Below are 25,740 nucleotides of genomic sequence, written 5' to 3' on the forward strand. Positions count from 1 at the left end.
TCAGATTGAGGCGGTGATCGCGGGGTAGGAGACGGCCATGGCTGTAACCATTCGATGCGCAGACTTCAACAACGACTGCCCGGCGCAGTTCACGGCGCCCGGCGAGGACGAACTCCTGCAGCACGTCGAGCTGCACACCAAGACCGCCCACCAGCCGATGGAGTGGACTCCCGAACTGGTCGAGGTCGTCAAGACCCACCTCAAGCCGGCGTAGCTCCGGCCCGGGGCGACCTTCGAGGCGGCGACGCGGGCCGGACAGCGATCATGCACAGGCGGCCGCTCAGGCGCGTACCGCAGGACGCATCAGAGGTGGATGGAGCGTCCTGGCCGGCCCCCGGCGGAAGAGCTGGGCGGGCCGGCCCCGGTCTCGCACGGTGGTGTGACCGGTGGGTTCGACGAAGCCTTCGGCGGTGGTCACCTTGCGGTGGAAGTTGCGCGGGTCGAGGCGGGTCTGCCAGACGGTCTCGTAGACGGACCGCAGGTCGGCGACCGTGAACTCGGGTGCGCAGAAGGCCGTCGCCAACGGGGTGTATTCGAGTTTGGCGCGGGCGCGTTCGAGGCCGTCGGCGAGGATGCGGTCGTGGTCGAAGGCCAGGCCGATCTCGTCGATCGGGCGCCAGGCCGCGCCGGCCGCGTCGCTGCCCGCGGTGGGTGCCGGAAGGTCGGGCAGCAGGGCGAGGTAGGCGACGGTGACGACCCGGCCGCGGGGGTCGCGACCCGGCGTGCCGTACGTGGCGAGTTGCTCCAGATGGCCTCCTTCCGGGTCGAGGCCGGTCTCTTCACGCAGCTCGCGCATCGCGGCGGCGCCGAGGTCCTCGTCGGGGTGGACGAAACCGCCGGGAAGAGCCCAGCTGCCCCGGTGAGGCGGGATGCCACGGCGGATCAGCAGGACCTTGAGGGTGCCCTCGCGGATGGTCAGGAGCACCAGGTCGACTGTGACGGCCGCCATGTTTAGCGTCATGTTGACGATAATAACGCTTATCTTTATCGTCGGGATGACGAAAAACGATGGGAGTACGGGACATGGCTGACGTGACGCGGCGACTGCACCTGCGGCACCTGCGGGCGGCGCCGACCAGCTGGGTCAGTCACACGGTGCGCGGGCGGGCGAAGCGGGCGGGCACCGGCTTGTCGTTCTGGTACCGGCCGCTGACCGCGGTGCTGTCCGAGGTGCCGGTCGACGACCGCGAGCTGCCGCTGATGTTCCACGCGCGGACCGAGGACTTCGCCGACGTGACGGTGCAGGCCACGGTGACCTACCGGGTGAGCGACCCGGCGGCGGCAGCGGGACGGCTGGACTTCTCGATCGATCCCTACCGGGGCACGTGGCGGGGCCAGCCTCTGGATCAGGTGGCCGGGCTGCTGGCCGAGCTGGCCCAGCAGCCGGCGCTGGACCTGCTGGCCCGGCTGCCGCTGGCGGAGGCCCTGACCACCGGCATCGCGCCGGTCCGGGAGTCGGTGGCGGCCGCGCTGGCGGCCGACCCGCGGCTCACCGAGACCGGCGTGTCGGTGGTCAGCGCCCGGGTGGTGGCGATCCGCCCGGAGCCGGACCTCGAGCGGGCGCTGCAGACGCCGACCCGTGAGCAGGTGCAGCAGGACGCGGACGCGGCGACCTACGCCCGGCGGGCGCGGGCGGTGCAGCAGGAGCGGGCGATCGCCGAGAACGAACTGCAGAGCAAGATCGAGCTGGCCCGGCGCGAGCAGCAGCTGGTCGAGCAGCACGGCGCGAACTCCCGCCGCGAGGCCGAGCTGGAGGCGGAGACGCAGCTGGTGGCGGCGCGGGCCGAGGCGGCCCGCAAGGACGTCGCGGGCGAGGCGGCGGCCGAGCGGCTGCGGCGCCAGGCCACCGCGGAGGCGGAGGCGACGAGGGTACGCGACGAAGCACGCGCGGCAGGGGCGCGCGTGGTCGGGCTGGCCGAGGCCGAGGCCGAGAGTGCGCGGCTGTCGGCCTACCGGGACGTGCCGCCCGCGGTGCTCCAGGCGCTGGCGCTGAAGGAACTGGCCGGGCACGTGCCGGCCATCGGTGAGCTGACGGTGACCCCGGACCTGCTCAGCAAGCTGGCCGGGCGGCTGGGATGAGCAGCCTGCCGCCCCGGGTGGTGATCGTCTCGCGGCGCAGCGAGCTCGCGGAGCTGCTGGCGCGGCACGGCACCCGCGGCGCCGCTGCCTTCTTCCTGCGGCAGCGTGGTCGTGACCTCGACGAGGTGACGGCGCGGGACACGGCGTTGCGGGACGCGCTGGTCGCGGTCGGCGCAGGGGTGCCGCCGGACTGGCGCCGCGGGCACGTGGAGCGGGCGGACCTGCCGCGGTTCCTGTTCGCGCCGGAGGACGTGGTGGTCGCCGTCGGGCCGGACGGCCTGGTGGCGAACGTCGCGAAGTACCTGGCGGGGCAGCCGGTGATCGGAGTTGATCCGGAGCCGGGGCGCAACCCGGGAGTGCTGGTCCGGCACCGGCCGGAGGCGGTGGCCGGGTTGCTGCGGGCGCGCCGGGAGACGCAGGAGCGGTCCATGGTGGTGGCGCGGCTGGACGACGGGCAGGAGCTGTACGGGCTGAACGAGGTGTTCGTCGGGCACGCGGGACACCAGTCGGCGCGGTACGTCGTGTCCGTCCCGGCCGGCGGGCGGGAGCGCCAGTCGTCGTCGGGGGTGATCGTCGGCACCGGGACGGGGGCCACCGGGTGGTGCGCGTCGATCGCGCGGGAACGGGCGGCGGCGCCGGAGATGCCGGGGGTGTCGGATCCGGCGGTGTGCTGGTTCGTGCGGGAGGCGTGGCCGTCGCCGGTCACCGGGACGTCGCTGGTCTCCGGGGTGCTGCGGGGCGACGAAGGACTCGAACTGACCAGCGAGTCGGAGCGCCTCGTAGTCTTCGCCGACGGGCTGGAGGCTGACGCGCTGGAGTTGTCGTGGGGGCAGCGGGTGCGGATCGAGGTGGCCGGGCGGCGGCTCAGCCTCGTGGTATGAGCATTTCGCGTGGTGGCGCCCGCCCTGGCGACTGGGCGGACGCCACCACTTCCAGCGAGACTCTCCTCGGCCGCCGCGGGGCCGGCGGCCGAGTCGGGGACGGCACGCTCGCTGCAGGTAAGCGCTTTCCTGACGGCGACGTTAGGCGTCTCATCGAAAGATGTCAATCGCTGCGGCTTCCGGGGTCTGCCGGAAAGTGTCGGTCCCCGGTGACACAATCCGCCGCACGTCGAACGAGGGGGATGGCGATGGCTTGGCTGGCGGCGGGCGCCGACTACGAGATAACCGTCGAGCGCGGCAAGGTCGTCGCGCGGACGGCGCAGGGCCGGGCGCTGCGCAGCATGCCGAAAGCGATCAAGGAGCACGAGGCGGTCACCGGGCTGCGCCAGCTGGTCGAGTGGCTGCGCCGGCACGAGCAGTCCTGCCGGGCCGAGGCCGAGCGCTGGATGATCCGCTCGCTGCCGGTGCCGGCGGCCGTGCTCGCGCAGGTCTGGGCCGACGAGTCGTGGCGGGCCGTGTTGCGGGACGTCGTGGTGGTGCCGGTGACCGCCGCCGGGTGGGACGTGTCCGCGGCCGGCCTGTTGCGCGACGCCTCCCCCACCGGCCTGGGCGTTGTCGACCTCGACGGCGAGACCGCCCGGATCACCGCCGACACGGTGGCCGTCCCGCATCCGGTGCTGCTGCCCGGCCTCGACGACCTGCGCGAGTTCGCCGCCGACCTCGGCGTCGAGCAGGGCCTGCTCCAGCTGTTCCGGGAGGTGTGGCGCAAGCCCGGCAGCGCGGCCGGGCAGCGGCGCGAGATCGAGCGCTTCGCCGGGGCCCGCTTCGAGGAGCTGCGGCACGCGCAGTCCCGGGCCACCTCCTCCGGTTACCGCGTGCAGGGCGGCACCGCGGTCTGCAAGGTGTGGGAGGCGGGCGGCGCCGTGGTGGCCTCGGTGTGGATCGGTGACGGCGACCCGGGCGCCGAGGCCGAGCTGTCCGAGCTGTCCTTCACGGACGCGGCCGGCGAGGCCGTCGGGCTCGCCGACGTGCCGCCGGTCGCCTGGTCCGAGGGGTTGCGCATGGCGGCTGTGCTGCACGCCGGCCGGGTCGTGGACGAGGGGGACGGGCAATGAGCGAGAAGCTGCTGGAGGCCGGGGCGATCCGGCCCGGCCCGGCCCGGGGCGGCGAGGTCGACGCGGTCACGGCCCGCGCCTATCAGCACCCCGTCCTGGACGGCCGGACCGTCGTGCGGCTCGTCGGCGCGACGGTCGGCCCGGCCGAGGACCTGTCGATGGAGTTCCTCGGCTTCTCCCCCGCTGCCGAGCCGGTCGAGGTGGGTCATGCGCGCCGGCAGGCGCTCGGCTTCCCCGCCTGGGCGCTGGTCAACGACCCGGCCAACGGGCGGCACGCCCTCGCACTGGTGAAGTCGATGGAGCGGCTCGCGCGGACGGCGCGCAGCAAGCCGGGCAACGCCAAGGACGGTTACGAGGAGCTGGCTGTCCGGCTGGGAGCGGCCGCGCCGGCATTCCTGCCGACGTTCTGGGAGCAGGCCGGCCGGGCCTTCCTCGAGGCGGACAACCAGCGGATGGCCGGCACCTGCTTCGCCCGGGCCCGGCAGGCCGAGCAGGTGCACGGGCTGACCATCGACGAGGACCGGGTGCGGGACGTGCACCTGGAGTTCGCGTTCGCCGGGGCGCTCACCGCCGCCATGCTGACGGAGTACGCACGGGGTGTCGTCGCGCGGCGGCCCGCCCCCGAGGCGTATGAGCTGGTTCGCACCCTGGCATTGCAACGGGTGGCCGGCGGCCTTCCGCCGCACGCGACGATGGCGGCCGAGCTGGCCCGGCTGGCGAAGTCGGCGGGCCTCGACACCGACCGGCAGGCCGAAGAGGTGGTGTCCCGGCTGCTGACCTATCCGGCGGTCGCCCGCGCCCACCCGTCGTTCTGGAGGTCGTACAGGCGGGTGCTGGTGCGGCTGGGCAAGCGGGACGCCGCGGTCCGCGCCCGCCTGCTCGGCATCGTCCCGGAGCCGCCGGGCTGGGGCAGCGACATGACCGACCAGTGGCTGGAGCTGCTGGCCGAGGCCGGCGCGGCCGGCGACCTGACCGGCCCGCCGAGCCCCGCGTGCCCGGCCGGGGCGGCCGGCCGCTGGCTGGAGCGGCTGCTCACGAGCCGGCGGTCCCGCTATGTCCAGGGCCGGCGCAGCGCTCCCCTGCTGGCGCAGGTGGAGCGGATGCTGCCCCGGCTCGCCACCGAGGGCCCCGTGCGGCTCGCCGACCATCCGTGGCGCATCGAGCTGGACGTGCTGGACCTGTGCCTGTCCGGCGGGGTGCGGGCCGAGACCGGCTCGGCGCACCGCCGGGAGACGCTCAACGTCACCGAGTGGAGCGGCGACGACGGGCCGGGACGCCGCGACCTGTCCGCGATCGCCGGTCACCCGCGCTGGCGGCCGATGCTCGCCGAGGGCGCCCGTGACGCCCTCCGCGCGTCCCGGAGCGGCGAGGGCCTGAGCAGCTCCGCGCTGCCGGAATCGGTGCTGGCGCACACGTTCGGCGTGGCCGGGGTGCGCGCGGTGCTGGCCGGCCTGATCACCGAGTGGGCCGGGCAGGCCGCCGGCGCGACGGTGACCGGGCTCGACGCGACGCTGAAGGAGCTGGCCCCGCTCTGGTCGCCGGCCGGGACAGCGCTGGCGCCGGCGGCGTTCGGGCGGTTCGCCGGCATCGACATGGCGGCCGTGGTCGCGCGGACGCTGCGGGCCGGCGTGCCCGCCGAGTTCTCCTGGCCGGCTTACGAGGCGGCCGCCGCGCAGGTGAAGCAGCTGCACGTCGGGACGGCGTGGCCGTCGCTGGTGCTGAACGACGACAGGTCCGCCCGCGTGATCGCCCCGGACGGGACGGTCACCGAGCACCTCTTCCGGTTCCCGCCGTCCGGTCACCGGTCGGCGCCGGTCTACTGGTCGACCACCGAGTGCATGCTCGTCGACGGCGACCTGCTGGTCCGGTGGCGCGGCGACGACGGCATGGTGGCGTACTGGTCGTCGCGCCCGGACGACCTGCTCCACGGCACCTGGGACCAGGGACGCACGGTCCCGTTGCCGCTGCCCGGAGGCGGGATCACCACCGGCGCCGGCCCGGTGCACGCCGGTGACGCCCGCGGGCCGGCGTCCAGCCATCCGCTGGCCGGCGACGGGCACGCGTTCTGGCGCTGCGAGTGGGCGCGCGACGAGGCCGGCGACTGGGATTCCCGCTGGCGCGAGTTCGACCCGGCCACCGGCAAGGCCGGCCGGTTCAGCCGCCCGGCGTTCTTCGCCGCGGCCGGTGACACGTTCGTGGCCGACAGCGGTGACCTGCGGCCCGCGCCCGAGGAGTTCGCCGCGTCGCCGCTCGGCATGCGGGACGGTCTGGTCGGGTGGCGCACCACGAGAGCGCCGGACGGCACGCAGACCGGCGAGGGCGTCGACGGCCGGCGGGCCACGCTGCCGGCCGGCCGGGCCCGGCCCACCCAGGAGGACGAGGTCCTCACCGGCGCGCTCCTGATGCCCGGGTCCACCGTGCCGCTGCCGGTAAGCCGGGTGGGCAGCTACCACCATCACCGGCTGCGGCTGTGGACCGCCGACGGCGCGCACGTGCTGGCCGAGCTGACCGACGTGTCCAGCACCCTGCCACCGCCGGCCTGGTGGCACGCGCTGCGCCCGCGCGACGCGGTGGGCTCGGCCGCGCTGCGGGCGATCGACGAGCGGACCACGGCGGCGCTGCTCGCCGTCGATCCGGCCGTCACCGCCGCCGCTGCGGTCAGGCAGGCCGTCGCCGCGAACATCGCGGAGCACCTACCGGCCGTCACCGACGAGACGTTGCGCGCCCGCATCGCCGAGGTGGTCGCCCGGGCGGTGCGGCTGCGGCGGCGGGCCGCCGAGATCCCCGGACATCTGTCGGCGGCTCCCGGGCAGGATCCGGCGCTGCCGGCCGTCACCGACGACGCGCTGGAAAAAGCGTGGAGCGGGCTGCACGACGGCCGGACGTTCAGCTTCTACAGCGGACCCGCCGCGGGCCGGCACGAGATGATCGAGCACATCCACCGGGTCGGCGCGGTGCTGGGCGGAGCCGCGCCGGACCTCCCCCGGGCGCTCAGCGGGGCGTGGATCAGTCTGCTCTCCGGCCTGGGCGCCGTGGGGTTGCGAGCGGCCTCCGCGGCAACCCCCGACGAGGACCGGCCCGCGCTGACCGGCTTCCTCGGCGTCGTCGCCGGGACGCCGCTCGCCGGTGACGGCCCGCCGCTGCGCGTGGTCCAGCTCGACCAGGAGCGGATGGCCATGCGCGAGGCCGAGGTCCTCCGGGACGGTTCGCAGATCACCGTGCTGTTCCCGGTGGAGGACCACCACCCGGGCTCCCGCCGGACCTGGCGGCGGCCCGCGGTGCAGGTCGCCCCGGACGGCGCCTTCCGCCTGCCCGAGGGCACCACCCTGCACGACGAGGCCCGGCCCGGCGCCCGTCTGACCAGCGACCGGATCCACGTCCTGCGCACGCTGCTCGCCGAGCGTGGCCCGGCGCCGTGGCGGCCCGAGGCGGTGGACGCGCTGGCCGCGGCGACCGGCATGACCCGCGCCGAGGCGGCGCTGCTGCTGGGCGGCCTCCCCGGTCTCCAGTCCTGGCACGCCAACTTCCTCAGCCCCGGCCGGCGCAAGCTGCTGGGTCTGACGCCGGCCGCCGCCAAGGTCGCCCGCGCCGCCTTGCAGACGTTGCCGGCGGCGCAGCGGGTCGCGCTGCTCGACGCGGCGATGCCGGCCGACCCGGTGGCGCTCTGGGACCACGGCCCGGACATCGGCGCCGTCGCCGAGGTGTGGATCCGGCTGCGCGGACGCCGGATGCAGGTGCCGGACAGGCTGGTCACCGAGCTGGCCCGCTTCGTCGACGACCGGCTGGCGGCGCCGGTGCTCCAGGCGATCGCCACGCCGGTCGCCGGCGACTGGCTGAGCACCGACGGCCGGAGCACCGCGGCGGGCTATTACCACCTCCGGACGGAGGCGGTCAGCGGCACGCCGTTCACCGAGGACCACCTGCGGGCGGCGGCAGTCGCCCTCCCCTGGCTGGCGTATACCTTGAGCTGGGACGACACGTTGCGCGCCGCCCTTCCGGAGGCTCTGCGGCTGGTCCGCGAGCGGCTGCGCAACCCGGAGCTGCTGGTCGGCAACGGCATGCTCACGGCCGGGCACGTCCCGGACCTCGGGCCGGCGCTCGTCCAGGGCGCCGGCGGCCAGGACTTCGTGGCGGTGCATCTCGCACCGGCGAAGCTGTCCGGCCCGGAGGACCCGGCGATCGGCTTCGTCGACGACGCGACCGCGCCGGCGCTGCGCCTCCTCCTGTCCGGATGGATCGACGAGGTGGTCGCCACCCCGCCGGGCGCCCGCGGTGAGCACCGCGATCCCCGGGTCAGCGTGCCCGCGCTGGTCACCGAGGTGAGCGGGCGGCAGGGCCTCGACACCGCCGCCGCGGCGTACTACCTGCAGCTGCTCGCCCTGCCCGACCCCACCGACAAGGCGGTGCAGGCCTGGAACGGCTGGAAACCCGCCGAGCTGCGGGCGGCCCGGGAGGCGCTGCTCACGGCCGGCCTGGTGGTCACCGCGAAACGGGAACGGGCCGGGCGCGGCGTGTTCCTGCCCGGCGGCTGGCGGCCGGCCAGAGCGCCGATGCTGCCGTTGGAGACCTGGAAGGACCAGGAGTGGTTCCTGACCGTGGACCGGGCCCGGGTGGTCACCCGCAGCGTTCCTGACCTGTTCGCCGCCGCCTGGTCCCGGATCACCGACGGCGACGTGCCGCGTTACGACGACCTGCGGGAGCAGCCGTGACCGACGTCCGCCAGATCGACCCACCCGAGCACCGGTACGCCGAGGAGCTCGCCTTCCTGGCCGGCGCCGACCAAGGCCGCCGCCCGCCGGGCTGGCGGATGACGCCGCGTGCCGTGGTCACTTTCATCAGCGGCTCCGGCGGCACACCGATCGGCGGCCGGGTCGTCGAGCCCAAGTTCGTCGGCGAGCGTGCCCTGGTCGAGCGGTGCGTGGTCACTCTGGCCGGGGAGCGCGGCCTGCTGCTGGTCGGCGAGCCGGGCACCGCGAAATCGATGCTGTCCGAGCTGCTCGCAGCGGCGATCTGCGGCACCAGCGCGCTCGCCGTCCAGGGCACCGCCGGCACCACCGAGGACCAGCTGCGGTACGGGTGGAACTACGCCCTGCTGCTGGCCCAGGGACCGGGGCCGGAGTCCCTGGTGCCGTCGCCGATCCTCACCGCGATGACGACCGGCGCCGTGGCCCGGGTCGAGGAGATCACCCGCTGTCTCCCCGAGGTGCAGGACGCGCTCGTGTCGATCATGTCGGAGCGCCGGATCAGCGTGCCGGAGCTGGCCGGTCGCGACGGGGCGACGAGCTACGCGACACCCGGGTTCTGCCTGATCGCCACGGCGAACCTGCGCGACCGCGGGGTGTCGGAGATGTCCGCGGCGCTGAAGCGGCGGTTCAACTTCGAGGTGGTGCCGCCGATCGCCGACCTCGACGCGGAGGTCGCACTGGTGACCCGGCAGGCCAGGGCGTCCGTCGAACGCGGCGGTGCCGCCTTCGCGGTGGACGAGGCGGTGCTGGAGACACTGGTCACGGCGTTCCGGGACCTGCGGACCGGGGTCAGCGCCGAAGGCTGGGAGGTGGAGCGGCCGTCGTCGGTGATGAGCACCGCCGAGGCGGTGGCGGTGGCCGCGTCGATCGGGCTGTCCGCCGCCTATCTGCCGGGCCCGGACCCGCTCTCGCTGCTGCCGGGTCACCTGCTCGGGGTGGTGCGCAAGGACGATCCGGCGGACGCCGCGCGACTGCTGGCGTACTGGGACGGGGCCCTGCGGCGGCGGGCCGAGGCCGGGTCTCGGATGTGGCGGCAGTTGTGGGAGCACCGGGACGTGCTGCGTGACTGATCCACGGTCGGCGGTCGCGCGTCTGGCGTCCGACGAGAGGGTGCAGCTGATCGGGGTGCGGCACCATTCCCCGGTGCTGGCCGCGGCGGTGCCCGCGCTGCTGACGTCGTTCGCGCCGGAGGCGGTGCTGGTCGAGCTGCCGGTGGAGATGCAGCCGTGGGTGCGCTGGCTGGCGGACCCGGGGACGGTCACGCCGGTGGCTCTGGCCGCGGCGGGGACGGCGGGGCCGGTCGCGTTCTATCCGTTCGCGGATTTCAGCCCGGAGCTGGCGGCGATGCGGTGGGCCCGCGCCGCCGGGATCCCGGTGATCTGTTGCGATCTGCCGCTGACCGATCCGGCGTGGCGCGCGGACCTGTCCGACACGCCGCCCGGCGCGCCCTCCCCCGACACGCCGCCCGGCGCGCCCTCCCCCGACACGCCGCCGCGCGCGCCCTCCCCCGGCTCGCCGGCGCTCGCCGACCTGGTGCGTGGCGGCCTCTCGGGGCGGACCGGGGACGACCTCTGGGACCGGTGGATCGAGGTCGGGGCGCCGGGCAGCTCGCCGGAGGCGGTGCGGCGGGCGGCGCTCGCCGCCGGGTGGGCCATGCGGCGACGAGCCGATCCGCTCGACCTGCGCCGGGAAGCCTGGATGCGCGGGGCTCTTCGCGGTACGCGGGGGCGGGTCTCCGTGGTCGTCGGCGCGTTCCACGCTCCGGCTCTGCTCGACGGGCCCGCCCTGGACGAGCGCGCCGCGGGATCCGAGCCGGTGATCTCGCTGGTGCCCTACACGTTCGACCTGCTCGACGCGCGCTCCGGCTATCCGGCCGGCATCCGGGACCCGCGCTGGCAGCAGGCGGTCCACGACTGCGGGGCCGACCCCGAACGGATCCGGCTGGCGACACACACGTTCGCCGTCGAGGTCACCCGGGAACTGCGGGCCTCCGGGCAGCCGGCCGGACCGGGCGAAGCCACCGAGGTCGCCCGGCTGGCCGCCGACCTGGCCGGGCTCCGGGCGCTGCCCGCCCCCGGCCGCGGCGAGCTGGTCGAGGCGTTGCAGACCGTGCTGGCGCAGGGCGCGCCGGCCGGGACGGGCCGCGGTGTCGCCCGAGCCATGGAGACGGTGCTGGTGGGGCGGCGGCGCGGGCGGCTGGCGCCGGGTGTCCCGGCCACCGGCCTGGTGCCCGCGGTCGAGAGGGAGCTGGCCGGGCTGAAGCTTCCCGGCGCGGGCGCCGGATCCCGGCGCATACGCCTCGACGGGCGATCACCGACCGACCGGTCCCGCGAGCTGGTGATCCAGCGGCTGGACGCCTGCGGCTCCCCGTACGGACGGGCCGGGACCGCGGGTGCCGGCCGGCCGGGCCCGATTGCCGGCGCGGAGACACTGACCAGCACGTGGCGGGTGGAGTGGACCCCGGCCACCGACGCGGCGCTGGCCGTCGCCGGGCTGCACGGGGTGACGCTCGCGCAGGCGGCGGAAGGGATGCTGGCCGCCCGGCGACGGCGGGAGCAACAGGCCGGTGGGCCGACCGCCGCACAGGCACTGGACGGTCTGGAGCAGAGCGCGGCGTGCGGACTTCCCGGGCTGGCCGGGGCACGACTCGCCGACGTGCGGCAGGCGGTGGGACAGGGTGGCAGTGTCGAGCAGATCGTCACCGGGTTGCAGCTGCTGCGGCGGGTCGAGCGCGGGCACTTCCCGGGGTTGGAGCAGGGCGTGGGCCACCCTGGGTCGGAGCCGGGCGCGGGCCACCCGGGTTCGAAGCCGGGCGCGGGCCACCCCGGTTCGGAGCCGGGCGCGGGCCACCCCGGTTCGGAGCCGGGCGCGGGCCACCCCGGTTCGGAGCTGGACGCGGGCCACCACGGCGACGGCGTGACGCAGGACCGCCTCGCCGAGGTGCGGGACGACCTGCATGCCGCGGCGGTCGCGGCATTGCCGGGGCTCGCCGGGTCGACCCGGATCGACGATGCCCGGGCGCTGCACGACCTGGTGCGGGCCGCGGACGAGGCGGGGCGGCTGCTCCGGCTCGGCCAGGCGATCCGCGCGCTCGCCCGGGACGGCTCGCCGCTGATGCGCGGGGCCGCGAGCGCGCTCGGGGTCATGCTCGGGCACGAGGAGACCGGCGCGTTCGGCCGCCGGCTGGCATCGTGGGCGGACCTGCCGGACTCGGGAGCGACGGACCGGCTGCGAGGCGCGCTCAGCGTCGCCGGGGCGCTGCTGCAGGCCGGCGGTGAGGTCTTGGCGCCGCTGCTGGACAGGATCGATCACATGCCGGACGACGACTTCGTCCGGCGGCTGCCCGCGCTGCGCGGCGGGTTCGACGTGCTCAGCCCGGCGGATCGGGACCGCCTGCTGCGTACGGTCACCGAACGACACGGTGACGTTCCGGACGCCCTGCCTGCCGGCGGCACCGCCGTGGCCGCCTGGTTGTCCGCCGACCGGGCCGGGCTGGCGGCGTTGCGGGCCATGGGCCTCGACGCCATCCCCGCGGGGCCGTCGGCGTCGGCGCCTTCCATGCCGGCGATCTCAGCGCCGGGTCGTTCCTTGGCGGCGCCTTCTTCGGTGGCGCCTTCAGGGCCGGCGCCCGGGGTGGGGCGGGGCTGGACCGAGCATGCCGGCGAGCTGGGTGCGATCTCGGCGGTGCAGCGGTGGCGGTTGCTGCTCGGGCGGGAGACCGATCGGGTGCCGGCCCGGCAGCGACGGCTCGCCACGGCCCTGGACGAGTTGTACGGGGTGGGGCGGGGCGAAGGCGCGTACACGGTGGACCAGGCCGCGGGCGGTGGGCGGGACGCCGCCTACCCGCAGGTGCGGGACTGGCTGGCCGACCTGGAGGAGCTCTTCGGCGCGGACGTGCGGGACGAGGTGCTGGCCAGGGCAGCCGAGCGGGGCCGCCTCGACGCGGTGCTGGCCGTCGATCCGGAACGTGTCCGGCCGTCGGTCGACCTGCTGCACGCGGTGCTGTCGATGGCGGGCGGGCTGCCCGAGGGACGACTGGCCCGGCTGCGGCCGCTCGTCGCCCGGCTCACCGCGGAACTCACCGCACAGCTGGCGCGCCGGATCCGGCCCGCGTTCACCGGGCTGGGCACCCCCCGGCCCACCCGACGGCCCACCGGCCGGCTCGATCTGGCGGCGACGGTGCGGCGCAACCTGCACGCGGTGCGCGTCGGGGCGGACGGGCGGGCGCAAGTCGTACCCGAGAAGCCGGTGTTCCGCAGTCCCGGCCGCCGCAGCGTCGACTGGCAGGTGATTCTCCTCGTCGACGTCTCCGGTTCGATGGAGCAGTCGACGATCTGGGCGGCGCTGACCGCCTCGATCCTGGCCGGTGTCCCGGCGCTTCGCACCCACTTCGTGACGTTCTCCACCGAGGTGATCGATCTGACCGACCGGGTCGGCGACGCGCTCTCGCTGCTGCTGGAGATCCGGGTCGGCGGTGGCACGCACATCGCTGCCGGGCTGCGGTACGCCCGGCAGATCACGGTGGTCCCCCGGCGCACGCTGGTCATCACGATCAGCGATTTCGAGGAGGGCTTCTCGGTCGGTGACCTGCTGGCCTCGGCGCGCGCCCTGGCCGACGACGGCGCCACCCTGCTCGGCTGCGCCAGCCTCGACGACCGCGGGCGGCCCCGCTACAGCGCCGGCATCGCCGCACAACTGGTGGCCGCGGGCATGCCGGTGGCCGCGCTCAGCCCCACCGAACTGGCCCGGTGGATCGGGGAGCACATTCGATGACGCTGCCACCGGTCGCCGCCGCGGTGACCGCCGACGCGGTCGCCGCCCTGCCCGCCCGGCTCCGCAAGCGGCTGGACGCGGTCGCCGGCGAAGCCCGGACGTGGCCGGCCGAGCAGGACGGCCCGCTCGTCGTCGTGCGCCCCGGCGATCAGGTCGCCGTCACGCTGACTGTCCCGGTCACGGAGGCGGCGGGCGCCCGGTGCAGCTGTCTGCTCGCGCCACGGTGTCTGCATCGGGCCGCGGTGCTGAGCGTGGCGCCGGTCCTCGCGACCGATGCGCCCGACGGCAGCGAGCTTGCGGCACGCCCGCCGGCCGCATCGCCCTTGACGGATTCGAAGCCGTCCAAGCCGTCTGCGCCATCTGTGCCGGCCGGGGCGACCTCGGCGGCGGTCAGCACCGTGCAGCGGGAGGCCGCCGAAGATCTGACGGCCGCTGCCGCTGCCCTGCTCGCGTCGGGGATTCCCGGTGGTGGGGCGGTCGCGCAGGCCGACCTGCTGCGGGCCGTGCACCAAGGGCGGGCCACCGGTCTGCACGCGCCTGCCGCGGCCGGGATCCGCGTTGTCGATCGACTCCGCGCCGCGCGGGCCGACGAACCGGCGTTCCGGCTGGCTGACCTGCACGCTGACCTGTTCGAGCTGCTCAGAGCTTGTCATCTCCTGGCCGGCGGGGACGTGACGGCGGCAGGCGTGGCCCGCCGCGACTACGAGCCGGTGGGTGATCTGCGGCTCTACGGGTTGTTCTGCGAGCCGGTGCGGGCCGCCACCGGACATGCCGGCGCCGCCACCCATCTGGCCGACGACGAGGGCCGCATCTGGACGGTCTCCGACGTCAAGCCGGTGGGTCAGGGCATCGCGGTCGCCACGACGGGGTCGTCGGTGGAGCTCGGTGAGGTCCGACTGAGCCACCACGACCTGGCCCGTGGCGGCCTTCTGGCGATCAACGCGCATGCCTCGCCCACCGGCCGGCTCAGCCATGGACGCGCACGCCAGGCCGTATCCGCCGGTGGTGCGACCTGGTTCGGCCCTCCGCTGGACGGTCTCTGGCGGGTGTCGCTCAGTGACCAGGTCGACCGGTGGCTGACCGGTGACCGCGATGACCTGGCGTTCCTGGAAGGTGTCGTGCTCGGTTCGGATCATCGTGGACTGCTGCTGCACCTCGACCACCCGGCCCGCACGATCGCGGTGGCGGCGCCGAACGAGGATCCCGGGCTGCCCTACGTCGCCAACCTGCGCGCCCTGGCGAGCCATGCCGTCGGCCATCGGCTGCGGCTGGCCGGCCGTTTCGCCGGGCCGCGCCGGGTGGCCGGGCTGGCGTTCGCCGCTTCCTGGCTTCCGGCGAGCCACGGCGGGCATGTCGACCTGGGAGGGGTCCGGCTGTCCCGCGCCGACCTGCCCGCTGCCGCGGGCGCTCCGCCGGTCGCGGACATTGCCGAGATGCCGGCGCCACCGTTGCATCTGCTGCGGCATCACCTGGAGCGGGTGGTGGCCGCCGGCCGATCGGTGCTGGTGGGCGGGGTCGGCGACGACGTGCGACGGCTGGCCGCCGCGCAGTTGAACACGGCTGCCGCGGTCCTCGGCGGGCTCGGCGCCGCCGGGGTGCGGCGGACACGTGACGGGTTCGGCCGGCTGGACCCGCACGACGCCCGGCTGCTGGCACGGGCGTGGCTGACCGCGGCGGCCTACGAGCAGGCCGCCGGCCGGGTGGTGACGCGCGCGGCGTGGACCGCGACATGACGGTCCCGGTCAGTCCGCGAGCAGGCTCAGCAGGCGCAGATTGTCGTGCGAGCTGCTTCCCGGGTCGGTCGTGTAGAGGAACAGCGTCTGGTCCTCGTCCCCCGGCAGCGCGAGGGCCTCGTACCGCAGGGTGATCTCGCCGACGGCGGGGTGCCGCATCCGCTTGGTGCCGTGCGTACGCTCGTGGACCGTGTGCCGGTTCCACCAGGTGTTGAACTCCGGGCTCTTGATCGCCAGCTCCCCGACGAGCTCGTTGAGCCGCACGTCGTCGGGATTGCGGCCGGCGTAGAGGCGCAGCGTGCCGACGACCTCGCGGGCCACGGTCGGCCAGTCCAGGAAGGCGTCCCGGGCGGCCAAGTCCAGGAAGATCCACCGGGTGTAGTTGCGCTCCCGGGGCGGCAACCGCGTCCAGTCGGTGAGCAAGGCACGGGCCAGCGCGTTCGCGGTGAGCACATCGGTGCGGCGGCCGAGGATCAGGGCCGGATGGTCGGTCAGGGAGGCGACCATCTGCTGCATCGCCGGGCGTACCCGCTGGGGTGGCGCGGTCGTGCGGCGCCGGGCCGGCCGGGCCAGGTCGGCGAGGTGCGCCCGGGCCGCGGCGTCGAGTTGGAAGACACGGCTGAGCGCGTCCACGACCGCGGCCGACGGGCTGGCGTGCCGCCCTTGTTCGAGCCGGGTGTAATAGTCGACGCTCACGCCGGCGAGCTGGGCCACCTCTTCGCGTCTCAGCCCGCGGACCCGGCGGCCGGTCCGCACGCTGCCGGGCACGCCCGCGGTCTCCGGCGGCATCTCGGCCCGGCATCGCCGCAGGAAGTCGCCGAGGGCAGTGCGTCCGGTCATACGTCCATGATGGCGAGCGCGGAGCCGTACCGACAGCGGCTGGGTGGACATGGCGTTCCCAGGCAGCGCTGGGCCAGGTCAGCGGTGTCCGGCGGGTGGGCCCGGCAGCAGCATGGATCTCGTTCCGGCACCCCAGCCGCCGTACCACGTCGAGGAGATCCGTCATGTCGTACCCGACCACCCGCCCCGCCACCTGGTTCGTCACCGGCACGTCCCGGGGTCTCGGTCTCGAACTCGTCCGGCAGCTCCTGGACCGCGGGGACAACGTCACCGCGACCACCCGTTCGATGTCCCGCCTCGACGCGGCATTGGGCACCACCGACCGGTCACGCCTGTTTCCGCTCGAGGTCGACCTCGCCGACGACCGGGCCGTGGCCACGGCGATCACCGCCACCACCGAACGCTTCGGCGGGGTCGACGTCGTGGTCAACAACGCTGGGTACGGGTTCCTCGGCGCGGTCGAGGAGGTCACCGACGCCGAGGTGCGGCAGATGTTCGAGGTGCAGGTCTTCGGTGTCTGGAACGTGCTGCGCGCCGTCCTGCCGGTCATGCGCGCCGCCGGCAGCGGTCACGTCGTCAACGTCTCGTCGGTTCTCGGGCTCACCGCCTTCCCCGGCTGGGGCCTGTACTGCGCCGGGAAGTACGCCCTGGAGGGACTGTCCGAGTCGCTCGCCGCCGAGGTCGCCGGCTTCGGCATCAAGGTCAACCTCGTCGAGCCGGGGTACACGCGGACCGACTTCCTCCGCACGCACTCGCTGGGCCTGCCGGCGCAACCGGCCGGCGGGTACGACGCGATCCGGGAGATGACCGAGGCACACCTGGCGATGCCCGGCACCCAGCTCGGCGACCCCGTCAAGGTGGCCGCCGCCGTCATCGAGGTCGCCACGTCGGGCCGGGCGCCGCTGCACCAGGTGCTCGGCTCCGACTCCTACGGCCTGGCGAAAGCCCGGATCGAAGGTCTCACCGCCGACGTCGAAGCGGGCCGTGAGCTGGCCTTCAGCACCGACATCACCCAACCCTGACATCGGTACGACCGCGCGAGGGCCTCAATCGAGGGCGGCGCGCAGTGTCCAGGAGGTGAGCCGGGGCCGGCCGGGAAGGGCGGCGCGCCCGGTGCACCACAGCAGAGCAGCCGCCGGGTCGCCATCGGGCGCGTCCGGGAAGAGCCGGTCGAGGACCGCGGCGCAGAGCGCGGACGGCATCGTCCAGTCGATCCCCAGGCCGGTGGTGATGTCGTGGGTGTGCAGCAGGATCTCGTTGACGCCCAGCGCGGCGAAGCCCGACGGGTCGGCCGGTCCCCAGTGCCAGGCACGGTCCGCCGGGCCGGCCGCACGCAACGCGGCGGCGAGCAGGTCGGCGCACCCGGCGGCGATCTGCAGCAGGTGAGCGGGGGTGGCTTCCGGGCGGACCACGAGGTCCAGGGGAAGATAGGCGTCCTGCGCACGGGCCGTGAGCTGTGTCGCGTACGCAAGAAGGTCGTGGGCGATGTGTGCGGCCGTCTCCCGGCAGGTCCAGGTGAGCGAGCCTGCGGGGGCGTCCCAGTCGGCGCCGGCGGCGCCCGGGGTCAGCGCCGCCAGCATCGCGCTCTTCGCCTCGATCACCTCGCGCGCGTCCATCATCGTCAGCATGCTGCCAGACAGCGCGGCCGCCGGCACCGTCACACCGCGCCGTTGACGGGGAAGTCGGCGGCCGTCAGGAAGTAGTCGCTCTTCTTCGGGCGCCCGGTCCCGGCGGGCCCGCCGCGCCGCAGCCGGGCCATCCGCGGGATGTGCTTGGCGCAGTGGATGTACGCCTCGTGCACCCGCACCACCACCCACAGCCGCGCGCGCAGTCCCGGCGGGGCGTCCAGCTGCGCCTCGGGGTCCTCGACGATTTCCGCCGTCCCGTTCACGTGCAGGCCGATGACCTCTTCGAAGTCGATGAAGAGCAGCCCGACGTGGCCGTTCTCGGTGATGTTGCCGAGGCTCGCCATGACGCCGTTACCCCGGTACTCCGGCCAGCTGACCCGCTCGGCGTCGAGGACCCGGACGAATCCCGGCGGGCCGGCCCGGAAGGTGCTGTCGCAGGCGCCGGACGCGTCGGCGGTGGCGAGGAACATCATCTCCTGGCGCCCGATGAAGTGCCGCATCCGATCGTTGAGCTGCTGCCGGTTCTGCCGCGCCCGGAAGACGTCGGCCCGTTCCCGGGTGCCCAGCTTGTCCTGCAGTAGTCGCTCGCCGTGGTTCACGATGGCTCCCTCCCGCACCGGATTCCGCCCCGCTGCGGCACAGTTTCACTGGGTAACCGTCTGATTGCATAGCGTTGCAACTTGCACTGATCACTGCGGCCGCCGCGAACCGGCTGGCACGGCGGCCGTACCCGCCGGTAGGTCATCCGGTGCGTCACCCGAACGAGTGACAAGAGGTCGGCCTAGACTCGCGGAGTGGAGTTCGGAGTCGGATATTTCCCCACCCATGACGCGATGCGGCCCGGCGAGCTGGCCCGGCGGATCGAGGAACGCGGCCAGGACGCGCTGTTCTTCGCCGAGCACACGCACATCCCGGCGTCCCGGGACACGCCGTACGGGGGCGGCGGCGAGCTGCCCCGCAAGTACTGGCACACCTACGACCTGTTCGTCGCGCTGACCGCCGCCGCGGCGGCCACCTCGCGGCTGCGCGTGGGCAGCGGCATCTGCCTGGTCACCGAGCGGGACCCGATCATCACGGCCAAGGAGGTCGCCTCGATCGACCACCTCAGCGGCGGCCGGTTCGAGTTCGGCATCGGCGCGGGCTGGAACCGCGAGGAGATGGCCAACCACGGGACCGACCCGCGCACCCGGATGCGTCTGATGAGCGACCGGGTGCGGGCCATGCAGGTCATCTGGACGCAGGACGAGGCGTCCTTCAGCTCGGAGTTCGTGAACTTCGAACGGATCTGGTCCTGGCCCAAACCCGCCCAGAAACCGTGGCCACCGGTGCTCGTCGGCGGCGCCGGCCCGACCGTGCTGGACCGGGTCCTGGCGTACGGGGACGGCTGGTTCCCGAACTACAGCGAAGACGTGCCGGACCGGATGGCCGAGCTGCGCTCCCGCGCCGACCGCCCGTTGCAGGTGCAGGTGCTCAGCGCCCCCGCCGACCCCCGGGTGCTGGAACAACTCGGCAACGCCGGGGTGCACCGCGCGTCGACCTGGCTGCCGTCCGGCCCGTGGAGTGTCGTCGAGGCGAAACTGGAACGCTGGGAGAAGGCGATCGGCGAGTACAACGGCCGATGACGCCGGCCGAACGCTTCGCCACCGCCCGCGTCGCGCGGCTGGCCACCGTCACCCCCGGTGGCGCCCCGCACCTGGTCCCTATCGTGTTCGCGCTGGTCGGCGACGTGATCAGCACCGCGGTCGACGGCAAGCCGAAACGGCACCGGCAACTCCAGCGCCTCACGAACATCGCCCACGAGCCACGCGTCAGCGTGCTGGCCGACCACTACGACGACGACTGGTCCACGCTGTGGTGGGTGCGCGCCGACGGCGTGGCCACGGTCACCGCCGAGCCGGAGCCCGCCTTGATCGCCCGCTACCCGCAGTACGCTGCGACGCCGCCGCCGGGCCCGTTCCTGCGCATCCAGGTCGAAAGATGGACCGCCTGGAACGCTTAGGGTCTGTCCCTAGCCGGCGATCCTCGGAGGCCGGTTCTCGTACGGTGTGGACAGGACGACGGTCGTGCGCGTCGTGACGTTCGCGGCCGTCCGGATGTCCTGCAGCAGGCGCTCCAGGTCGGCCGGGCTCTTCACCCGCACGAGCAGCATGTAGAAATCCTCCCCCGCGACCGAATAACACGAGTCGATCTCAGCGAGGTGCGCGAGCCGCTCCGGCGCGTCGTCCGGCTGGGACGGATCGAAGGGCCGGATCGCCACGAACGCGGTCAACGGCAGATCGAGCGCCTCGTACGACACACGAGCCGTGTACCCGGCGATGACGCCGCGCTGCTCGAGGCGGCGAACCCGCTGATGCACGGCGGAAACGCTCAGCCCGACGCGTTCGGCGAGGTCGGTGTACGACAGGCGGCCGTCCGCGGTCAGGGCCGACACGATCGCCCGGTCGATCTCTTCCACGGCCGTCACACTACTTGCCCGTAAGGCCCGGTTCCCGGAAGGGGCACCAGCAGCTCCCCCATGCGAGGCAGTGCACGACCACCACGATCCGGGAAGTCGAGGCCGAGATGCTCGCGGAAATGACCTCAAGCTCGACGCGACGCCGGTCAGTTCGTACGGCATCCGCGCCTCGGCCCGCGGCCGAGGCTGCCGTCTCCTTCCTCGTGCACGCGCTCAGCTTCGGCACGCTGCCAATCCCTCCGCGCGGTTGACCGAGATGCGGCGAAGACGGTGCGGTGGCTCATAGTCTTGGGTGCCGGCCCTCATCGTTCGGATCGCGGTAGATCGGGGTGCCGGCATCGGTGCGAAGATGGACGCATGATCGGTGACCGGTGGGGCGTGACCGACGATGAGATGCTGCGCCACTATCCGTGCGACGAGTTCGTCGGCCCACACGCGTTACAGGTGTGGCGGGGAGTGCACGTTGCGGCGCACACCGCGACGGTATGGCCGTGGGTGGCCCAGGTAAGGATCGCGCCGTACTCCTATGACTGGATCGACAACCTCGGCCGCCGCTCCCCTCGTCAGCTGGTGGGCCTTCCCGAAGCTGCGGTCGGAGAGCCGTTCACAGCCTCTGGCGGGCGGAAGCTGGGCAGGATTGTCTCCCTCGTCCCCGGAGAGCAGCTGACGGGGACCATCATGGGCGCGTTCCTGTCCTACGTGCTCGTGCCCCAGGAGCACAACACGACCCGCCTGCTGCTCAAGGTGGTCGTGGAGACGAACCGCTGGGCCGCCCCCGTGCTGTCCGTCGGTGACCTCGTCATGGCTCGCCGGCAATTGCTGAACTGGAAGCAACTCGCCGAGAGTCACCAACGCCGAAGGACGCCCCGGAAGTGAGGGCCGGACGCCCGCTCAGTCCGTCGAGGTGCATCGGTGGATGTTCGGCGGGCGGAGATGAGCCGACTGATCCGGCCTAACGGCGTGGTGGCGACACCAGCCCGGACTCGTAGGCGATCACGACGAGTTGGGCCCGATCACGGGCGCCCAGCTTGATCATGGCTCGGCTGACGTGGGTCTTGGCGGTGGCGGGGCTGATCACGACGGCGGTGGCGATCTCGTCGTTGGAGAGGCCGCGGGCGGCCAGGGCGACCACCTCGCGCTCGCGGGCGGTGAGCGAGGCCAGGCGGACCGACTCGCTGCCGGGGCGGGGGCGGGAGACGTAGTCGGCGATCAGCTTGCGGGTGATCGACGGGGAGAGCAGCGCGTCGCCGCGGGCGGCGAGGCGAATGCCGTGCAGCAGGTCCTCCGGGTCGCTGTCCTTGACCAGGAAACCGGCGGCGCCGGCCCGCAGCGCGGCGTAGACGTGGTCGTCGATGCCGAAGTTGGTCAGGATCACCACGTGTACGGCGGTGAGGCGCGGGTCGGCGGCGATCCGGCGGGTGGCCTCGATGCCGTCGAGCACGGGCATCCGGATGTCGGCGAGCACCACGTCCGGCAGCAGGGAGGTGGCCAGCCGTACGCCCTGGGCGCCGTCGCCGGCCTCGGCCACCACCTCGATGTCGGGCTCGGCCGTGAGCAGGGCGCGGAAGCCGGCGCGGATCATCGGCTGGTCGTCGACCAGCAGCACCCGGATCACGCGGGGTTCCGGTCGCCGAGCGCCGGCTGGTGACCGCTGAGGTCCGGCGGACCAGGGTCGAGCTTCGGTTGGATCAGGGGCAGTTTCGCGCGTACGACAAAGCCGCCCGCAGGGCCTGCGACAGCCGACAGCGAACCGCCCAGCGCGGCCACCCGCTCAGCCATCCCGGTCAGCCCGCGACCCGGCGCGACCGGCGCTTCCGGTGCGCCGGGCGGGCCGGGCCCGTCGTCGGAGATCTCCACCGTCAGGTCGTCGTCGCCGTAGTCGAGCACTACCGTCGCGGTGGCCCGCCCGGCATGCCGGCCCACATTGGTGAGCGCCTCCTGGACGATGCGGTATCCGGCGGCCGACACCGGCCCCGGCAGCTCGCGTTCCCGGCCGCGGAGCTCCACCGTCACCGGCACCCCGGCCAGGCCCGCACCGTCCACCAGGCCTTTCAGCTGATGCAGGCCGTGCGCGTCGCCGTGCAGCACGTCGAGGGTCGCCCGCAATTCCCGCATCGCCTCGGCGCCGGCGTCCTGGATGGCGATCAGCGCGGGCGGCACCGGCTCGCCGCTGCGGCGCGCCAGGTGCACGGCGACGCCGGCCTGCACCTTGATGATCGAGATGCAGTGGGTCAGGGAGTCGTGCAGCTCGCGGGCGATGCGCAGGCGTTCCTCGCCGGCCCGGCGGCGGGCGGCCTCCTCGCGGGTGCGTTCGGCCTCGGCCGCGCGTTCCTCGGCCTGGCGCAGATAGGCGCGGTGCTGGACGAGGACCTCGGCGAGCACGCCCGCGGCGACGATCCAGCCCATCAGCAGGACCCAGCGCTGGACCGCCTCGGGCCCGGCGTCGAGCGGGCTGAACGCCAGGATGCCCAGCACGATGCCGGCGGCGAGGCGCCGGTGGCCGGCCGTGACCACGGTGAACACCGCGATCATCACCGGCACCGACGCGCCGAAACCGGGATAGCCGAGCACCAGATAGGCGACGAGGGCCGCGGCGGTGACGACCAGCGCGACGATCGGGGCGACCCGCCGCAGGACCAGCGAGAAACCCGGGACCAGCAACAGTGCCAGGCCGATCGCGTCGAGCGCGGACCGGCCGGGCGGGGCGATCAGCGCACCGGCAACGGCGACCAGCGCGGCGCCCGCGGCCAGGCCTACGACTCTCATATGTGGACGGTAACGCCTCGCGCATCCCCCGACGGGCGTAGCGGGTACGCCCCCGGGAGTAGCCGGCCTCGCTCCCGCCGGGCGACGCGGCCGGGAGGCGGGCGCGCGCAGGCTGAGGTCATGTACCGGTACATCACCCCAGACCCGGTCGCCGCGGCCACCGGGACCACCGCTGCCGTCTTCGCCCAGTCCCGCCGTGAGCTGGGCGCGCCGTTCGCGCCGCATCTGGCCGCGGCGCCCGATCTGCATGCCGCGACCTGGTCGCTGCTGCGTGAGTCGCTGCTCGCGGGCGAAGCACCGCGGGCCCGTAAGGAGGCCGTCGCGCTGGCCGTGGCGGTGGCCAATCAGTGCCCGTTCTGCGTCGACGCGCACGGCGCCCTGCTGCACGCGGCCGGCGCGCACGGCCTCGCGAAGGCGGTCCTGCGTGGTGCGACCCCCGCGGATCCGGTGGATGCCGCCGTCGTGGCGTGGGCCCGGGATCCCACCCGGCCGGCGCCGGAGCCGGCGGCGGAATACCTCGGCACCCTGCTGGTCAACCATTTCATCAACCGCATGGTCGACGCGCTGCGTCCGGGTTCGCTCCTTCCGGTCAGCCCGCTGCGCCGGGTGGCCGGCGCGGCGCTCTCCCGCCGGGTGCGCCGGCCCGTCCCGGCCGGCGAGAGTCTCAAGCTGATCGGCCCGGTTGCGCCGGGTGACATCCCGGCGTGGGCTTCCGGCACCTTCATCGGTACGGCCTACGCAGCGTTCCGGACGATCGCGCACGCCGGTGGCGACCCGCTGAGCGACGAGTCCCGCCGCCTGGTGGCGGCCGGGTCGCTGCCGGCCCCCGATGACGCCGGCCCGGCCGTCCGGCTGGCACTGCTCGCCGGCGTCGCGCCGTACCGCCTGACCGACGCCGTTGTTGCCGACTGGCGCGGCGCCGGGCGCGGCGCCGGGCGCGGCGCCGGGCGCGGGCCGGGCCGCACCGATGAGCAGTTGATCCGGCTGCTGGCGTTCGGCGCTGTCACCGCCGTCGACCGGATCGCCGCCGCCTGCGCGATCGGTGGCGCTGTCCACGTCCGTGGCCAGGACATCGACTGAGAGCGTTCACGCCCGGTCCAACCCCCGGCCAGCTGGGCCGCCTACAACCAGGCGCATGACCGTGAATCTTGATCGACGCCGGCTGCTCGCCGGTGTGGCCTCGGTGGCCGGCGTCGCCGCACTCGCCCAGGTCCCGGCCGACGAGGCCGCCGCGACCCCGGGCACCCGGAAGTACCCGTTCACCCTGGGCGTGGCGTCCGGCGACCCCACCGAGGACGGCGTCGTGCTGTGGACCCGTCTCGCCCCGGAGCCCTTCGAGTCCGGCGGCGGGATGCCCTCGGTGGCTGTGCCGGTGCGCTGGCAGATCGCCCGCGACGAACGGTTCCGCCACATCGTCCGCGACGGCGTCTCCTGGGCGCTGCCGCGGCTGGGGCACAGCGTGCACGTCGAGGCCGGTGGGCTCACCCCGGACCGCGAGTACTTCTACCGCTTCTCGTACCGCGACCACCGCTCCCCGATCGGCCGCACCCGCACCGCTCCCGCCCGCCGCTCCGCCGGCGGTGTGCTCAACCTGGCCGCCGTCTCCTGCCAGTCCTGGGACAACGGCTACTACCCGTCGTACGCCCACATCGCCCGCGACGACCTGGACCTGGTCCTGCACCTCGGCGACTACGTCTACGAGGGCGGCATCCCGGCGAACGGCGGGCTCCGCAACGTCACGGTCCCGGAGGCCGCCCGCCCGGCCCCGACCAGCCTGGACCAGTGGCGCATCCGGTACGCCCTCTACAAGTCCGACCCGGACCTGCAGGCCGCGCACGCCCGGGTCCCGTTCGCGGTGACCTGGGACGACCACGAGGTGATCAACGACTACGCGGGCACTCAGGCCGAGGGACGTCCCGACCTGTCCGCGCTGCGTGCCGCGGCATATCAGGCCTGGTACGAGCACCAGCCGGTGCGCAGGACCGGCACCCGGATCCACCGTCGCCTGCACTGGGGCCGGCTCGCCCAGCTGGACATCGTCGACGGCCGCCAGTACCGCACGGCTCCGGCCTGCTCGTGGGGTGAGGGCGACGCCTGCGCCGGCCAGTACGACCCGGCCGCCACCATGCTCGGCGAGGAGCAGGAAAAGTGGCTCTACGCCGGCCTGGCCGCCTCCACCGCCCGCTGGAACATCCTCGGCAGCAACGTGATGGTGGCCCGCCTCGACCACGACGGCGACGCCGGGAACCGGCTCTGGCACGACGCCTGGGACGGCTATCCCGCCGCCCGCAACCGGCTCACCCGGGCCTGGACCGCGAACCGGGTGCCGAACCCGGTGGTGCTCACCGGTGACTGGCACTCGACGTTCGTCAACGACATCCACGCCGACTTCGACAAGCCCGGCTCGCCGGTGGTCGCCACCGAGTTCGTCGGCACCTCGATCTCGTCGAACGGCGACCGGGCGGTCTACGGCCCTTATTACGGGCCGATGATCAAATACAACCCGCACATCCGGTTCTTCGACGGCGACCGGCGCGGGCACCAGCGGATCCGGATCGAGCGGGACCTGATGCGCACCGAGGCCCGGATGGTGACCACAGTCTCCCGCCGGGACGCGCCGCAGTACACCCACGCGGCGTTCGTGGTGGAAAGCGGGCGCCCTGGTGCGGTACCGGCCTGAAATCCCGGGCCCGGTGCGGTGCCGGCCGAAACCTCAGGACCGGTG

21 protein-coding genes are annotated in these 25,740 nt (G+C 74.2%); 14 read left to right on the forward strand and 7 right to left on the reverse strand.

The window, feature by feature from the left end; genetic code table 11:
- The first annotated feature begins 37 nt into the window (after positions 1–37).
- Complete coding sequence (locus AC0NH5_RS13650; RefSeq protein WP_474403410.1) at positions 38–214, forward strand: DUF1059 domain-containing protein; 177 nt, start codon at positions 38–40, stop codon at positions 212–214.
- Between the two features lie 66 nt (positions 215–280).
- Here AC0NH5_RS13650 and AC0NH5_RS13655 read toward each other — a convergent pair whose 3' ends face one another.
- A complete protein-coding gene (locus AC0NH5_RS13655) occupies positions 281–961 on the reverse strand; it encodes an NUDIX hydrolase (protein ID WP_474403412.1) in 681 nt (226 codons plus the stop codon).
- Between the two features lie 62 nt (positions 962–1,023).
- Here AC0NH5_RS13655 and AC0NH5_RS13660 point away from each other — a divergent pair, with 62 nt between their 5' ends.
- The 7 genes from AC0NH5_RS13660 to AC0NH5_RS13690 all read left to right on the forward strand — a co-directional run bounded on the left by AC0NH5_RS13660 (position 1,024) and on the right by AC0NH5_RS13690 (position 15,326).
- Positions 1,024–2,079: an SPFH domain-containing protein gene (locus tag AC0NH5_RS13660; protein WP_474403414.1), complete on the forward strand. Its 1,056-nt coding sequence runs from the start codon at positions 1,024–1,026 to the stop codon at positions 2,077–2,079.
- Positions 2,076–2,960 carry an NAD(+)/NADH kinase gene (locus AC0NH5_RS13665; protein WP_474403416.1) on the forward strand — a complete coding sequence of 295 codons (885 nt, stop codon included), beginning with the start codon at positions 2,076–2,078 and terminating at the stop codon, positions 2,958–2,960. Before AC0NH5_RS13660 ends, AC0NH5_RS13665 begins: the two co-directional genes overlap by 4 nt.
- A gap of 242 nt (positions 2,961–3,202) precedes the next feature.
- On the forward strand, positions 3,203–4,075 hold the full coding sequence (locus tag AC0NH5_RS13670; protein WP_474403418.1) for a DUF4132 domain-containing protein: 873 nt from the start codon (positions 3,203–3,205) through the stop codon (positions 4,073–4,075).
- Complete coding sequence (locus tag AC0NH5_RS13675; protein WP_474403420.1) at positions 4,072–8,784, forward strand: hypothetical protein; 4,713 nt, start codon at positions 4,072–4,074, stop codon at positions 8,782–8,784. Before AC0NH5_RS13670 ends, AC0NH5_RS13675 begins: the two co-directional genes overlap by 4 nt.
- Positions 8,781–9,890, forward strand: a complete 1,110-nt coding sequence (locus AC0NH5_RS13680) for an ATP-binding protein (protein ID WP_474403422.1) — start codon at positions 8,781–8,783, stop codon at positions 9,888–9,890. The genes AC0NH5_RS13675 and AC0NH5_RS13680 overlap by 4 nt, the downstream gene beginning before the upstream one ends.
- Positions 9,883–13,593, forward strand: coding sequence for a DUF5682 family protein (locus tag AC0NH5_RS13685; RefSeq protein WP_474403424.1), 3,711 nt, complete (start codon positions 9,883–9,885; stop codon positions 13,591–13,593). Before AC0NH5_RS13680 ends, AC0NH5_RS13685 begins: the two co-directional genes overlap by 8 nt.
- Entirely contained in the window at positions 13,590–15,326 is a 1,737-nt protein-coding gene (locus AC0NH5_RS13690; RefSeq protein ID WP_474403426.1) for a hypothetical protein, read from the forward strand. The genes AC0NH5_RS13685 and AC0NH5_RS13690 overlap by 4 nt, the downstream gene beginning before the upstream one ends.
- Positions 15,327–15,335: 9 nt before the next feature.
- On the opposite strand, the gene AC0NH5_RS13695 is transcribed toward AC0NH5_RS13690, so the two are convergent.
- Positions 15,336–16,166: a helix-turn-helix transcriptional regulator gene (locus AC0NH5_RS13695; RefSeq protein ID WP_474403428.1), complete on the reverse strand. Its 831-nt coding sequence runs from the start codon at positions 16,164–16,166 to the stop codon at positions 15,336–15,338.
- A 164-nt stretch (positions 16,167–16,330) separates the two neighbouring features.
- Between AC0NH5_RS13695 and AC0NH5_RS13700 the strand changes: the two genes are divergently transcribed.
- On the forward strand, positions 16,331–17,188 hold the full coding sequence (locus AC0NH5_RS13700; RefSeq protein WP_474403430.1) for an SDR family NAD(P)-dependent oxidoreductase: 858 nt from the start codon (positions 16,331–16,333) through the stop codon (positions 17,186–17,188).
- 24 nt (positions 17,189–17,212) lie between these two features.
- Here the strand turns inward: AC0NH5_RS13700 and AC0NH5_RS13705 are convergent, their stop codons facing one another.
- Positions 17,213–17,782, reverse strand: coding sequence for a maleylpyruvate isomerase N-terminal domain-containing protein (locus AC0NH5_RS13705; RefSeq protein WP_474403776.1), 570 nt, complete (start codon positions 17,780–17,782; stop codon positions 17,213–17,215).
- Positions 17,783–17,823: 41 nt separating this feature from the next.
- A complete protein-coding gene (locus tag AC0NH5_RS13710; RefSeq protein ID WP_474403432.1) occupies positions 17,824–18,393 on the reverse strand; it encodes a pyridoxamine 5'-phosphate oxidase family protein in 570 nt (189 codons plus the stop codon).
- 195 nt (positions 18,394–18,588) lie between these two features.
- Between AC0NH5_RS13710 and AC0NH5_RS13715 the strand changes: the two genes are divergently transcribed.
- On the forward strand, positions 18,589–19,416 hold the full coding sequence (locus tag AC0NH5_RS13715) for an LLM class F420-dependent oxidoreductase (protein WP_474403434.1): 828 nt from the start codon (positions 18,589–18,591) through the stop codon (positions 19,414–19,416).
- A complete protein-coding gene (locus AC0NH5_RS13720) occupies positions 19,413–19,793 on the forward strand; it encodes a TIGR03668 family PPOX class F420-dependent oxidoreductase (protein WP_474403436.1) in 381 nt (126 codons plus the stop codon). The genes AC0NH5_RS13715 and AC0NH5_RS13720 overlap by 4 nt, the downstream gene beginning before the upstream one ends.
- Before the next feature lie 9 nt (positions 19,794–19,802).
- Here the strand turns inward: AC0NH5_RS13720 and AC0NH5_RS13725 are convergent, their stop codons facing one another.
- On the reverse strand, positions 19,803–20,249 hold the full coding sequence (locus AC0NH5_RS13725; protein WP_474403438.1) for an Lrp/AsnC family transcriptional regulator: 447 nt from the start codon (positions 20,247–20,249) through the stop codon (positions 19,803–19,805).
- A gap of 357 nt (positions 20,250–20,606) precedes the next feature.
- On the opposite strand from AC0NH5_RS13725, the gene AC0NH5_RS13730 reads away from it, so the two are divergent.
- Complete coding sequence (locus tag AC0NH5_RS13730) at positions 20,607–21,125, forward strand: polyketide cyclase (protein WP_474403440.1); 519 nt, start codon at positions 20,607–20,609, stop codon at positions 21,123–21,125.
- A 76-nt stretch (positions 21,126–21,201) separates the two neighbouring features.
- Here the strand turns inward: AC0NH5_RS13730 and AC0NH5_RS13735 are convergent, their stop codons facing one another.
- Positions 21,202–21,864: a response regulator gene (locus AC0NH5_RS13735; RefSeq protein ID WP_474403442.1), complete on the reverse strand. Its 663-nt coding sequence runs from the start codon at positions 21,862–21,864 to the stop codon at positions 21,202–21,204.
- Positions 21,861–23,015: a sensor histidine kinase gene (locus AC0NH5_RS13740; protein ID WP_474403444.1), complete on the reverse strand. Its 1,155-nt coding sequence runs from the start codon at positions 23,013–23,015 to the stop codon at positions 21,861–21,863. The genes AC0NH5_RS13735 and AC0NH5_RS13740 overlap by 4 nt, the downstream gene beginning before the upstream one ends.
- Before the next feature lie 120 nt (positions 23,016–23,135).
- On the opposite strand from AC0NH5_RS13740, the gene AC0NH5_RS13745 reads away from it, so the two are divergent.
- Together AC0NH5_RS13745 and AC0NH5_RS13750 are read left to right on the forward strand one after the other, a co-directional pair.
- On the forward strand, positions 23,136–24,095 hold the full coding sequence (locus AC0NH5_RS13745; protein ID WP_474403446.1) for a carboxymuconolactone decarboxylase family protein: 960 nt from the start codon (positions 23,136–23,138) through the stop codon (positions 24,093–24,095).
- A 55-nt stretch (positions 24,096–24,150) separates the two neighbouring features.
- Complete coding sequence (locus AC0NH5_RS13750) at positions 24,151–25,695, forward strand: alkaline phosphatase D family protein (protein WP_474403448.1); 1,545 nt, start codon at positions 24,151–24,153, stop codon at positions 25,693–25,695.
- Positions 25,696–25,740 lie beyond the last annotated feature (45 nt).

This window comes from Actinoplanes sp. 13 (assembly GCF_056134165.1).